Genomic DNA, 12,405 nt, shown 5'->3' on the forward strand with positions numbered 1-12,405 from the left:
TTGGCACTGTGTGATCGGTCTAACCTGCCGGCCGGCGTCCCGTGAAGAACCCCACGATGACGACGATCACGCCGAGCACCGCGGCGACGGTGAAAGCAGCACGCACACCGGGTAGGTCGGGCGCTCCGCCCGACAGCGACGCTTTGGTCATGACGGTGATGAACAACGCCGTGCCGGCGGCACCGGCGACCTGTTGCAGCGTCGTCAAGATCGCGCTGCCGTGCGTGTAGAGCGATTCGGGCAGCACCCCCAACGCGTCGGTCATCAGCGGGGTGAACATCATCGACAGGCCCACCATCATGACCGTCTGCAAGCCGATGATCACCCACATCGACGACGTCGCCGACAGCGTCGTGTATCCCCACAGCGACGCGCAGAGCATGAGCGAGCCCGGGATGACGAGCAGCCGCGCGCCCAGCCGGTCGTAGATGCGCCCGACCAGTGGGCCGGCCGCTCCCATCAGGATGCCGCCGGGCAGGCTCACCAGGCCTGCGGCCAACGCACTTCCTCCCAACACATCCTGGACGTAGAGCGGCAGCATGATGATCGCGCCGAACAGCGCCATGAATCCGAGGATCACCAGCGCCAGCGATAGTGAGAAGCGTTGGTAGGCAAAGGGGCGCAGATCCAGAAACGCCCGGTCGCGCCGCTGCAGCCGCACCTGCCGAATCCCGAAGATCACCAACGCCGTTGCGCCGACGACGATCGGCACCCAGGCGGGCACACCCTGATGTCCGTTCCCGGATTCACCGATGAGCGAGAGACCGAACACCAGACCGGCGAAGCCGACGGCGGAAAGCGGGATGGACACGGGATCGATCGGCGTCGGCCGCTGCCGTTCCTCGACCACCCGCAGCCGTGCGGCGCCGGCCGCCAGCGCGAGCGCCGCGATCGGCAGCACGATCCAGAACATCCACCGCCAGCTCAGTGCGCCAAGGATGAAGCCGGAAAGCGTCGGGCCGATCGCCGGAGCCACCGCGATGACGATCGAGATCGTTCCCATCGTCTGGCCGCGCCGCTCGGGCGGGATCAGGGTCAACACCGTCGTCATCAACAGCGGAACCATGACCGCGGTGCCGCACGCCTGCACGATCCGGCCGGCCAACAGGACCGCGAAGCCCGGAGCCACCGCCGATATGAAAGTGCCCGCGCAGAACAACGCCATCGACGTGAGATAGACGCCTCGCACTGGGAACCGCTGCAGCAGCGACCCGCACATCGGGATCACGACGGCCATGGTCAGGAGGAACCCACTGGTCAGCCACTGAGCCGTGCCGGCCGTGATGTCCAGATCGACGATCAAGGCGGGCAGCGCGACGCTCATGATCGTCTCGTTGAGGATCATGACGAACGCCGACCCGACGAGTATGGCGATGATGACGTTGGCGCTGGATGGCAGGCGCTCGCGCGTCGAGGGCTCCGTCGCCTCGGTGGTCATGGATCTCCCTGTTTGTTCGTAGAGCTAACAGAATAGGCGCGTCCCACCTGTAGGCAGCGTCACACGGATATTCCCGCCTTCGGCGGAACACCCCCTGGGCTGCGGCGTTGGTACACACGGCGGGCGATCCCCGCTGTCGTCAACCGCAGAGCTTGAGTGGTTCCCGCGATCCGGGGACCCAGAGGAGTGAACCGTGATGTCCTTCGCGCAATTCCGCCGGGATCGGAAGCGTGCCAGCAATCGGCGCCGTCTCTATCGCCGGATAAACGCACTGCCCGATTCGACGGTCCGCGATGAGCTGATCGTCATGGCGCAGCGATACGAATTCGGCAGCTCGGCGCGCTGAGTCGCACCACGGATTTTCGATCGACTGCACCCGTTCCCGGTTCGCCCCGCCCCGGACCATCCCGGATGCCGACCCACGCATACCCACGGCCTTGACACCACCTACAGCCGGTTAGGGTGTGCGGAACATGGACGTACCACTGCAGCTCGACACCGCTCTCACCGTCTTGGCGGCGGGGGCAATCTTCCTGTGGGCCCTGGTGCTGGGCATCTGGAAGTACCAGCAGATGGCAACCAGCCCCACGCATCTGGCGCACCCCTATGTCGACATCGCGCACCGCGCAGCGCTGCTGTACTCCTTTGCCACTCTGCTGTTGGCGGTGTTCGTCGAGCTGAGCGTGTGGCCCACCTGGGTGAACCTGACCGCGGCCGCAGTCGTGGTCGCATTCTTCGTGATCGCCGTCGCCACCTACGTCCTGCACGGTGCCCGACGCGACACCACCAACCAGTTCGAGCACGTCGACACCACGCTGCGGATCGCGATGGCGGCCTTGATCATCGGCGAGATCGGCGGTTTCGCGGTGCTGTTCAGCGGTTTCATCGTCGGTCAATTCTTCTGACCGACGACCGCTAACGCCAGCGCGCCAGAATCTCCCTCGCACGCTCAGCCAGCGCGGCCTGCCAGAACGGCCCGAAGCTGATCCGCGCCACCCCCAGCGGGCCGAACGACGCGGGATCGTCGGACTGCGGCACCCCGATGGCGTTGACCGGCAGCGGCAGCTCAGACGTCAGCCGCCGCAACGTGTCCGGATCGTGACGCCCCACCGGGTACAGCACGTCCGCGCCGGCCTCGGCAGCCTGCCGCAGCCGCGCGATCGCCCGCTCGACCCGGTCACCGTCGTCGCCGTCCTTGCGCAGGAACAGATCTGTGCGCGCGTTGACCACCACGTGTACACCGGCAGCGTCCGCCGCGGCACGCAGCGCGCCGACGAGCTCGGCGTGCTCACCGACCGACCGCAGGCGACCGCCTTCGCTGTGCACCGTGTCCTCGATGTTGAGCCCGACCGCGCCCACCTCCAGCAGTCCCTCGATCAGCCGGGTCGGGGCTTCGCCGTAGCCGGACTCGATATCCACCGAGACCGGCACGTCGACCGCTGCGGTGATCTGCGCGACGCGAGTGGTGAGATCGGCGAACGTCATTCCCTCGTTGTCCGGTTTGCCGATCGAGTCGGCCACCGGGTGGCTGCCCACCGTCAGCGCGGCGAAGCCGGCGTCGACAGCCAGCGTCGCCGACCACGCGTCCCACACCGTCGGCAGAACCACCGGATTCCCGGGCTGATGTAGTTGCAGCAACTGCTCGGCTCGCCGTGCAAGCGCCTCGTCGGCCATCTCTTCTCCGCTCGTCAAAGTGATTTGTCTCACCCATCTAGTGGGTGATGTGGCTAGCATCGGATGCGTAATGTGATCCATGACACCCTTCAGCCCAAGGAGGTCACTTGTCCAGCACCACCGAACTCGCCGAGCTTCACGATCTCATCGGAAGCCTCCGGCGATGCGTGACGTCGCTTGCCTCGCGATACGGGAACAGCCCAGCCACCCGTCGCATCGTCAACGACGCCGAACGGATCCTCAACGACATCGACCGGCTCGACATCGACGCCGAAGAGCTCGAGCTCGCCCGCGGCGTCAGCGGACATCGTCATATCGCCGAGCGGATTCCGATCCCGGACACGCAGTACGACACCGAGTTCTGGCGCGGTGTCGACGACGAAGGCCTCGGCGGGACGCGCTGAGCCGGGTGGTGCCCGGCTTCCGGGCACCACGAGTTCGTGGCCTATAAGTTCATCGAGAGGGAAACGTGAGCGCACCCACCGCCGACCGCAAGGCGACCGGCGTCTTCTCCCCCGGCCGTGCCCAGATCTCACAGCGCACTCTGCGCACCGATCGCTGGTGGCAAGCGCCCTTACTGACCAACCTCGGACTCGCGGCGTTCGTCATCTACGCCACCGTCCGCGCGTTCTGGCAGGACGCGTACTGGGTGGCCGACTACCACTACCTGACGCCGTTCTACTCACCGTGCGTCAGCGTCGGCTGCATCCCCGAGTCCAGCCACTTCGGCCAGTACCTGCCCGACGTGTGGTGGCTGCCCTACGCCGCGTTCTCCCTGCCGTTCCTGCTGTTGTTCCGGCTCACCTGCTACTACTACCGCAAGGCCTACTACCGGTCGGTGTGGCAGTCCCCGACCGCCTGCGCAGTGGCCGAGCCGCACGCCAAATACACCGGCGAGACCCGTTTCCCGCTGATCATGCAGAACTTCCACCGCTACTTCTTCTACATCGCGGTGCTGATCTCGTTGATCAACACCTACGACGCGATTCTGGCGTTCCGCTCGCCCACCGGCTTCGGCTTCGGTCTGGGCAACGTGATCCTGATGATCAACATCGTGTTGCTGTGGACGTACACGCTGTCGTGTCACTCGTGCCGTCACGTCACCGGCGGCCGTCTCAAGCACTTCTCGAAACACCCGGTCCGGTACTGGATTTGGACGCAGGTGTCGAAGATCAACACCCGGCACATGGAATTCGCGTGGATCACGCTGGCCACACTGATGCTGACGGACTTCTACATCATGCTGGTCGCCAGCGGCACCATCTCCGACCTGCGGTTCATCGGCTGAATCAGCCTTTCCGACAAGCGATTTCAAATCCCAGTTCCACCCACGAGCGATGATCGAACAAGCGAGGACATATGGCTGACGAGGTCGAACGGCACTCCTACGACGTGGTCGTGATCGGTGCCGGCGGCGCAGGCTTACGAGCGGTGATCGAGGCGCGCGAACGCGGCCTGAAGGTCGCCGTGGTGACCAAGTCGTTGTTCGGCAAGGCGCACACCGTGATGGCCGAGGGCGGCTGCGCGGCCGCGATGCGCAACGTCAACACCAAGGACTCCTGGCAGGTGCACTTCGGTGACACCATGCGCGGTGGCAAGTTCCTGAACAACTGGCGGATGGCCGAGTTGCACGCGCAGGAAGCCCCGGACCGGGTGTGGGAGCTGGAGACCTACGGCGCACTGTTCGACCGCACCAAAGACGGCCGCATCAGCCAGCGCAACTTCGGCGGCCACACCTACCCGCGCCTGGCCCACGTCGGCGACCGCACCGGTCTGGAGATCATCCGCACCCTGCAGCAGAAGATCGTCTCGCTGCAGCAGGAGGACAAGCACGAGCTCGGCGACTACGAGGCCCGCATCAAGGTCTTCCACGAGTGCTCGATCACCGAGCTGATCCTGGACGACGGCCGGGTGGCGGGCGCGTTCGGCTACTACCGCGAGACCGGCGACTTCGTGCTGTTCGAGGCGCCCGCGGTGGTGCTGGCCACCGGCGGCATCGGTAAGTCCTACAAGGTGTCGTCGAACTCGTGGGAGTACACCGGCGACGGGCACGCCCTGGCGCTGCGCGCCGGCTCGACGCTGATCAACATGGAGTTCATCCAGTTCCACCCGACCGGCATGGTGTGGCCGCTGTCGGTGAAGGGGATCCTGGTCACCGAGGGTGTGCGCGGCGACGGCGGGGTGCTGAAGAACTCCGAGGGCAAGCGCTTCATGTTCGACTACATCCCGGACGTGTTCAAAGGCCAGTACGCCGAGACCGAGGAAGAAGCCGACCAGTGGCTCAAGGACAACGACTCGGCCCGCCGCACCCCTGACCTGCTGCCCCGCGACGAGGTCGCGCGCGCGATCAACACCGAGGTCAAGGAAGGCCGCGGCACCCCGCACGGCGGCGTGTACCTCGACATCGCGTCGCGCATGTCGGCCGAGGAGATCAAGCGCCGGCTGCCGTCGATGTACCACCAGTTCATCGAATTGGCCGAGGTCGACATCACCACCGACGAGATGGAGGTCGGGCCCACCTGTCACTACGTGATGGGCGGGATCGAGGTCGAACCCGACACCGGAGCAGCAAGGACACCCGGCCTGTTCGCCGCCGGCGAATGCGCCGGCGGGATGCACGGCAGCAACCGCCTGGGCGGCAACTCGCTGTCGGATCTGCTCGTCTTCGGCCGCCGCGCCGGCCTGGGCGCCTCGGACTACGTGCGCGCGCTGTCGGAGCGACCGAAGGTCTCCGAGGACGCCGTCACCGCGGCGACCGACATGGCGCTGGCGGTGTTCGACGGTCCCGAGGACGGCTCGCCGGAGAATCCGTACACGCTGCAGCTGGACATGCAGGACACCATGAACAACCTGGTGGGCATCATCCGCAAGGCCGACGAGATGCAGGAGGCGCTCGACAAGCTGACCGAGCTGCGGGAGCGCTACAAGCGCGTCAAGGTCGAGGGCGACCGTAAGTTCAACCCCGGCTGGCATCTGGCGCTCGACCTGCGCAACATGCTGCTGGTCAGCGAGTCGGTGGCGAAATCGGCGATCACCCGCACCGAGAGCCGCGGCGGGCACACCCGCGACGACTACCCGAACATGGACGCCCAGTGGCGCAACACCCTGTTGGTGGTCAGCAGCTCCGGCGACGATCCGGTGGTGCCCGACGTCCACGTCGAGAAGCAGCCGCAGCCGCCGATGCGCCCCGACCTGCTGGGCTGCTTCGAGCTGTCCGAACTCGAGAAGTACTACACCGACGATGAACTCCTCGAACACCCGCAACGGAAGGGCTGAACCATGGGTGCCTATGAAGCGAAGATGCGGGTGTGGCGGGGCAACGCCGAGGGCGGCGAGCTGAAGGACTACAAGGTCGAGGTCAACGAGGGCGAGGTCGTCCTCGACATCATCCACCGGCTCCAACAGACCCAGACCGGTGATCTGGCAGTGCGGTGGAACTGCAAGGCCGGCAAGTGCGGGTCCTGCTCGGTCGAGATCAACGGCCGCCCGCGGCTGGCGTGCATGACCCGGATGTCGACGTTCGGCGAGGACGAAGTGGTCACTGTGACGCCGCTGCGTACGTTCCCGGTGATGCGGGATCTGGTTTGCGACGTGAACTTCAACTATGAAAAGGCCCGGGAAATCCCGTCGTTCACGCCGCCGAAGGATCTTCAGCCCGGCGAGTACCGGATGGCGCAGGAAGACGTGAACCGGTCACAGGAGTTCCGCAAGTGCATCGAGTGCTTCCTGTGTCAGAACGTGTGCCACGTCAACCGTGACCACGAGGAGAACAAGAAGGCCTTCGCCGGTCCGCGGTACCTGATGCGGCAGGCCGAGCTGGACATGCATCCGCTCGATGTGCACTCGCGTCGTGCCGAGGACGCGCAGGAAGTGCACGGGTTGGGCTACTGCAACATCACCAAGTGCTGCACCGAGGTCTGCCCCGAGCACATCAAGATCACCGACAACGCGTTGATCCCGATGAAAGAGCGGGTCGCCGACCGCAAGTACGACCCGGTCGTGTGGTTGGGCAACAAGCTGTTTCGCCGCCGCTAGACCATCGCGCCGATGCACACCTGAGGACTTGCCATCGGGGGTAGGCTGCGGGGACAGCCGCAATCACCGCGGGCACACTGCGCCCGCAGCCACCCTTGAAGAAAGTAAGCGCCATGTCTGTTCGTGCGATTCAGAGCATCAACGATATTCGTACCGCGATCCGCGAACTGAGCACCCGTGCCGAGCTGGCCCGCAAGCAGGGCCGCACCGCCGACGCCGCCGAACTGGACCGGCGCGTCACGCATTACCGCGAGGAGCTCGCCGCGCGGCCCTGAGACGCCTCAGGCGCCGAGCCGGCGAAATGTGCTGCGGTGGAAGACGATCGGTGACACGTCCGGATGGACGGTCAGGTCGTTGACCCGCAGCACCACGATGGTGTGATCCCCGGCGGGCACCAGCTGATCGATGCTGCTCTCCAGCCAGACGCTGGTGCCGCGGATGAACACCGCGCCGCGTTCCGAGGACGTGGTCTCCAGCCCGGCGAAGCGATCGCCGGTCTTGGCGGCCAGCGTGCGCGCGGCCGCGTCGTGGGCCTCACCGAGCACGCTGATGCCGAGGAACGGCAGGTCTTTGAGCTTGGGCCAGGTGGTCGACGAGTTCTGCACACAGAAGGCGACCAGTGGCGGGTCCAGGGACACCGGCACGAACGTGCTCGCGGCCAGGCCGACACGGACGCCGTCGACCTCGGCGGCGATGGCGATGACGCCGGACGGAAAGTGCCCGAACGCTTCGCGCAGCGTCGACGGGTCCAAGTGGCTCGGTGAGGGGTTCTGTGCGCCGCTCATCGACGCATCATCCCACGCGCCCGGGAGCGACGGTAACGTCGCCCTTCATGTGGATTCCGCTGCTGGCGATGGCGGTGGCGGTCAGCCTGGAGCCGTTCCGGATCGGGATGACGGTCGTGATGATCAACCGTCCCCGCCCCGCGCTGCAGCTGCTGGTGCTGCTCGCCGGCGGCTTCCTGATGGGCACGGTTGTCGGGGTGGTGGCGCTGTTCGTGCTGCGTCCCGCGTTGGGCTCCGCGCATTTCACCCTGCCGCGGGTGCAGATCGTGGTGGGGATCGTGATCCTGGTCAATGCCGCTCTCGTGGCCGCGGGTGTCCTGGGCGGAGGTGACGGGCCGCCGGGCCGGCTGGTGACCCACGGCCGTCGGCTGCTCGAGGGACGTTCGCTGTGGACCGCCGGGCTCGCCGGGCTGGGCATCGCGCTGCCGTCCGTCGACTATCTGGCGGCGTTGGCGCTCATCGTCGCGTCCGGCGCCGCGACCGTCGTCCAGCTCGGTGCGCTGCTGCTGTTCAACGCCGTCGCGTTCGCACTCATCGAGATCCCGTTGCTGTGTTACTTGGTCGCGCCCGACCGCACCCGCGCCACACTGGCGGCGCTGTACGCGTGGTTGCGGGCTCAGGGCCGGCGCGGGGTGGCCGTGCTGCTGGCCGCGGTCGGCGCCATGCTGCTCGGCGTCGGGGTGAGCGGGCTGTGACGCCTACGTGGGCGGGTTGTTCAGCACGTACTGCAGGCCGGACAGCAACTGCGACAATGGATCCGCGTCGCCGCCGAACGCGGCCTGGGTGGCCGGTGCGGTGACCTCGGCGGGGTCGTAGCCGTTGACCGGGTCGACGGTGATCGGCGCGGTCAGCGGGTCGTCGTGGCGTGAGTAGCCGGCATCGACGTAGGGCTTGAGCACCCGGTCGAGCTCGATCAGCGTCTCTTTGGGTACGCCGAGATACTTGAACGGCAGCACCAGCGGGAGATGCTCTTCGGGGATCATGTAGGTGGTCGTCTTCGCGCCGCGCGAGTTCACGGTGGTGCGGATGTTCTGCGGCGGCACCATTTCGGGCCGGGTGAACGCGACCGCGGTGTGCCCGGTGGCCAGGCCGACGATCGCGTTGGCCACCGAGATCCAGTTGTCCGGCCGGTCCGGCCAGTCGGCGATGCTGTCGTAGGCCGAGATGAACTGGTGGGTGTCGTACTGGCTTTCCACCGGCGGCGGGATCCGGTAGTCCAGCGACGGCACCACGCTGCCGACCGGGAAGTTCTGCGTCAGGAAGCTCTCGCCGAACGCGTGCCGCGCGACCGGATCGCCGTACATCGCGAAACTCAGCTCGCTCGGCGGCGGCGCGGCCGGGTCGTAAGCCAGGCGGGCCTGCACGTCGTTGAGCACCATCGCGCCTTCGGAGAGACCGATCGCGGTGCCGCGCCCGCCTTCCCGGATCGCTTTGATGGTGTCGGGTGCGCCGATGTCGACGGACTCTCCGACGCTGGGTCCGTCAAGCCCGAGCCCCGGCATGAAGCGGTCCCCGAAAGCGCCGATGCCCGGAAACAGGCGTTCCAGGGTGTGTCCCTGGACCTGACCGGCGGGATAGTCGACGATCTGGCGCTCCAGTCCAGGGAACCAGTCCGCACCCGTACGCATGATGTATTCGTCGTACGGGATGCCGAGGACGTGTGCCCCGCCGAGCGCATAGCCTCGGCCCGGAGTGCCGATCGGCGGCCCGTCGGTGTTCGCGGGCGGCGGTGGAGGCGGCGGATCCTGTGCGGCGGCGGTGCCGTAGCCCAGCCAGCCTGCGGCGCCCAGAGTGGTCAGCGCGGTGCCGAAGGCCAGTAGTCGTCTCATGTGTACCTCGGACTCCCCCACCCGCTCGACAGCACCGTTTCGGACTCTACCCCGGTCGGCCCATGTTGCCGGCGACTACGGCGACGTCCGGTCCGCGTTCGCGTGCATCGCGTCGCGGCAGTAGGCCGCAAGGCCTGGCAGCCCGAATGATTCGTCGTAGGTGGCGACGTATCTGGGGTCGCTGACGTACATGTCGGCCAGGTTGCGGTGGAACGCCGGCGGGCAGTCGTAGAACCAGCGATTCACGTGGAGCCGATGTTGCTCGGCGGCGTTCATCGCCTCCTCCGAGTCGGGCGGCAACCCCGACCGGAACGCATCGGCCAACGCCTTCTCGACCGCTTCGCCCTCGGCTTTGATCTGCACCCAGTCCTCCTTGCTGTAGGACTTGGCTCTGCGCTGCGACTCCTTCCACTCCTCGGTCTCTCCCCATTTCTGCTCGGCCTCGGCTTGGTAGTCGTCGAAGCCGTCACCGAAGAGTTCGCGCATGTCATCGTCGGTCATCGGGGTCTTGCTCATCGCCTTCTCCAATGCTTGGTCGATCGCCTCGAGGAGGCGTTTCATGTTGTCGAGTCGAGACGTCACGCGTTGTCGCTGCCGACGCAGATGGCTGACCTCGTCACCGTCGTCCAGCAGGCTCGCGATCTCGTCGAGAGGCAGGTCGAGCCGGCGGTAGACGATGATGTGGGACAAGCGCGTGAGGTCCGCCGCCGTGTACACCCGGTAGCCCGAAGCGGCCCGCCGGCTCGGGCGCAACAGCCCGATTTCGTCGTAGTGGTGCAGCGTCCGGACCGTGATGCCGAATCGCTGCGCGACTTCACCCACGGTGAGTTCGTCCATCTGCACCTCCTGCCTCAGGTCGACCAGGTTGGTGCCTCACGCCACGTGAGGGTCAAGCCCCCGGCCGGCCGAGGTCCTTCATCCACCCACGCGCGCGAATTCCCCGTTGCGGTACTGCTCGACGCATGCCGCGCGGCGGATCTTGCCGCTGGTGGTCGTCGGCAGCGCACCTGCCTCGACGAGCACGACGTCCTCGACGTTCAGTCCGTGCGCCGTCGCGATGGCCGCGGTCACTTCGCCGGTGACCCGCGCCGCCGCGTCGGCGTCCATCGAGTTCTTGACCTCGATGACGGTGACCAGTGTTTCGGTGCCCCGCACCGGCACCGAGATCGCTGCGACGCGGCCGCGGGTGACTTCCCCGACCGTCGTCTCGATGTCGTCGGGATAGTAGTTGCGGCCTCGGATGATGAGGAGATCCTTGATCCGGCCGACGATGAACAGCTGGCCGGCCGAGACGAAACCGAGGTCACCGGTGCGCAGCCACGGCCCGGTGGGCGTGCCGGGCGACGGATCGAGAAGCGTTGCCCCGAAACAACTCTGCTCGTCGGCGGGCTTGCCCCAGTACCCCTGCGAGACGTTCTCCCCGTGCACCCAGATCTCCCCGACGACATCCGGTGCGCACTCACGGCGTGTCTCGCTGTCGACGATGCGCACCGACGGTGACTGCGGGATCCGGTATTTCACCAGCGCGGTACCGGTGCCCTCGGGACACGGCCGGACGCGGCCGGCGCCGAGTTCGGCGGTGTCGAAGAACGCGGCCGGAGAGGACTCGTTCCAGGTGCCGGTCGCCACGAACACGGTTGCCTCGGCCAGTCCGTAGGCGGGCCGCATCATGTGGTCGCGAAAGTCGAAGTGCGCGAACCGGTCCACGAAGCGGTGCAGGGTGGCGGGCTCCACGCGTTCGGCGCCGCTGATGATGCCGACCACGCCCCCGAGGTCCAGCCCTGCGAGATCAGCGTCGCGGGTCTTGCGGGCGGCCAGGTCGAACGCGAAGTTCGGCGCCGACGACCACGCGTGCGGATGTTCGGCCAGCGCACGCACCCACCGTGACGGCTTCTCCAGGAACGCGACCGGGCTCATCAGTTCGGCGCGGCGGCCGCAGAGAATGGGTGCGCAGACCCCGAGCACCAGGCCCATGTCGTGATAGAACGGCAGCCACGACACCAGTGTGGCGTCGGCCGGCAGCGGCGCGTCGGCGAAGAAGCTGCTCATCAGCTGATCGAAGTTCACCGTCAGATTGCGGTGCGACAGCATCACTCCGGTCGGCGTGCGCGTGGACCCCGAACTGTATTGCAGGTAAGCGATACTCGGGAGCTCGGTAGGCAACGCTGCGGCGGCCTGGCCGTCGAGATCGAGCGCGTCGACCTCGACGACCCTGGGTGACAACGGCAGCGGTGCTTGCGCCACGTAGTCGCCGACGTCCCCGGCGACCGCTGTGGTCGTCAGCACCACCGTGGGTGTGGTGTCGGCGAGCACCGCGGTGACGCGGTCGTGGCTGGAACCGCGGTGCGGCAACGGAAGTGGCACCGCCACCAGCCCGGCCTGCATGGCGGCCAGGAACGCCACGATGTACTCCAGCCCCTGCGGAGCCAGGATCACGGCACGGTCGCCGACTGAGCCGTGCCGCGCGATCTCGCCGGCCAAATTCAGTGTGCGACCGGACAATTGCGCCCACGTCACACTCTCGCGGAACCCATCGGGGTCACGGTCGTAGTGGGTGAACGTGAACGCGACGTCGTCAGGCCGCATGCTGGCGCGGCCGTGCAGCATCGACAGGATCGACGACTGCCCCATCCCTACTCCTGAT

14 protein-coding genes are annotated in these 12,405 nt (G+C 66.8%); 8 read left to right on the forward strand and 6 right to left on the reverse strand.

Translation table 11 applies throughout. The annotated features are described in order from the left end of the window. Nucleotides 1-19: 19 nt before the first annotated feature. Nucleotides 20-1,438, reverse strand: a complete 1,419-nt coding sequence (locus ACQI46_RS04485; protein ID WP_427092712.1) for a DHA2 family efflux MFS transporter permease subunit — start codon at nt 1,436-1,438, stop codon at nt 20-22. 193 nt (nt 1,439-1,631) lie between these two features. Between ACQI46_RS04485 and ACQI46_RS04490 the strand changes: the two genes are divergently transcribed. Together ACQI46_RS04490 and ACQI46_RS04495 are read left to right on the forward strand one after the other, a co-directional pair. Then, on the forward strand, nt 1,632-1,784 hold the full coding sequence (locus tag ACQI46_RS04490; RefSeq protein ID WP_427092815.1) for a hypothetical protein: 153 nt from the start codon (nt 1,632-1,634) through the stop codon (nt 1,782-1,784). Nucleotides 1,785-1,911: 127 nt separating this feature from the next. Beyond that, entirely contained in the window at nt 1,912-2,343 is a 432-nt protein-coding gene (locus ACQI46_RS04495) for a hypothetical protein (RefSeq protein WP_427092713.1), read from the forward strand. 10 nt (nt 2,344-2,353) lie between these two features. Here the strand turns inward: ACQI46_RS04495 and ACQI46_RS04500 are convergent, their stop codons facing one another. Further along, on the reverse strand, nt 2,354-3,112 hold the full coding sequence (locus ACQI46_RS04500) for an isocitrate lyase/PEP mutase family protein (RefSeq protein ID WP_427092714.1): 759 nt from the start codon (nt 3,110-3,112) through the stop codon (nt 2,354-2,356). A gap of 107 nt (nt 3,113-3,219) precedes the next feature. Here ACQI46_RS04500 and ACQI46_RS04505 point away from each other — a divergent pair, with 107 nt between their 5' ends. From ACQI46_RS04505 to ACQI46_RS04525, 5 genes are all read left to right on the forward strand, one after another. Continuing rightward, the gene (locus tag ACQI46_RS04505) at nt 3,220-3,516 is read left to right on the forward strand and encodes a hypothetical protein (protein ID WP_427092715.1); all 297 of its coding nucleotides are present in this window, start codon (nt 3,220-3,222) and stop codon (nt 3,514-3,516) included. Nucleotides 3,517-3,581: 65 nt separating this feature from the next. Next, nucleotides 3,582-4,400 (forward strand): hypothetical protein, encoded by an 819-nt coding sequence (locus tag ACQI46_RS04510; protein WP_427092716.1) that lies wholly within the window; start codon nt 3,582-3,584, stop codon nt 4,398-4,400. Between the two features lie 71 nt (nt 4,401-4,471). Beyond that, nucleotides 4,472-6,388 carry a fumarate reductase/succinate dehydrogenase flavoprotein subunit gene (locus tag ACQI46_RS04515; RefSeq protein ID WP_427092717.1) on the forward strand — a complete coding sequence of 639 codons (1,917 nt, stop codon included), beginning with the start codon at nt 4,472-4,474 and terminating at the stop codon, nt 6,386-6,388. A 3-nt stretch (nt 6,389-6,391) separates the two neighbouring features. Continuing rightward, entirely contained in the window at nt 6,392-7,147 is a 756-nt protein-coding gene (locus ACQI46_RS04520) for a succinate dehydrogenase/fumarate reductase iron-sulfur subunit (RefSeq protein ID WP_427092718.1), read from the forward strand. A gap of 113 nt (nt 7,148-7,260) precedes the next feature. Further along, a complete protein-coding gene (locus ACQI46_RS04525; RefSeq protein ID WP_427092719.1) occupies nt 7,261-7,422 on the forward strand; it encodes a hypothetical protein in 162 nt (53 codons plus the stop codon). Nucleotides 7,423-7,428: 6 nt separating this feature from the next. Here the strand turns inward: ACQI46_RS04525 and ACQI46_RS04530 are convergent, their stop codons facing one another. Continuing rightward, nucleotides 7,429-7,932, reverse strand: a complete 504-nt coding sequence (locus ACQI46_RS04530; protein ID WP_427092720.1) for a flavin reductase family protein — start codon at nt 7,930-7,932, stop codon at nt 7,429-7,431. Nucleotides 7,933-7,979: 47 nt separating this feature from the next. On the opposite strand from ACQI46_RS04530, the gene ACQI46_RS04535 reads away from it, so the two are divergent. Then, a complete protein-coding gene (locus ACQI46_RS04535) occupies nt 7,980-8,627 on the forward strand; it encodes a GAP family protein (RefSeq protein WP_427092721.1) in 648 nt (215 codons plus the stop codon). Nucleotides 8,628-8,630: 3 nt separating this feature from the next. On the opposite strand, the gene pe is transcribed toward ACQI46_RS04535, so the two are convergent. From pe to ACQI46_RS04550, 3 genes are all read right to left on the reverse strand, one after another. Further along, nucleotides 8,631-9,761, reverse strand: coding sequence for an acyltransferase PE (gene pe / locus ACQI46_RS04540; RefSeq protein WP_427092722.1), 1,131 nt, complete (start codon nt 9,759-9,761; stop codon nt 8,631-8,633). A 75-nt stretch (nt 9,762-9,836) separates the two neighbouring features. Continuing rightward, nucleotides 9,837-10,598 (reverse strand): MerR family transcriptional regulator, encoded by a 762-nt coding sequence (locus ACQI46_RS04545; protein WP_427092723.1) that lies wholly within the window; start codon nt 10,596-10,598, stop codon nt 9,837-9,839. Between the two features lie 78 nt (nt 10,599-10,676). Then, the gene (locus tag ACQI46_RS04550; RefSeq protein ID WP_427092724.1) at nt 10,677-12,392 is read right to left on the reverse strand and encodes an AMP-binding protein; all 1,716 of its coding nucleotides are present in this window, start codon (nt 12,390-12,392) and stop codon (nt 10,677-10,679) included. Between the last annotated feature and the right edge of the window lie 13 nt (nt 12,393-12,405).

Source organism: Mycobacterium sp. SMC-4, assembly GCF_050205565.1.
Taxonomy (GTDB): domain Bacteria; phylum Actinomycetota; class Actinomycetes; order Mycobacteriales; family Mycobacteriaceae; genus Mycobacterium.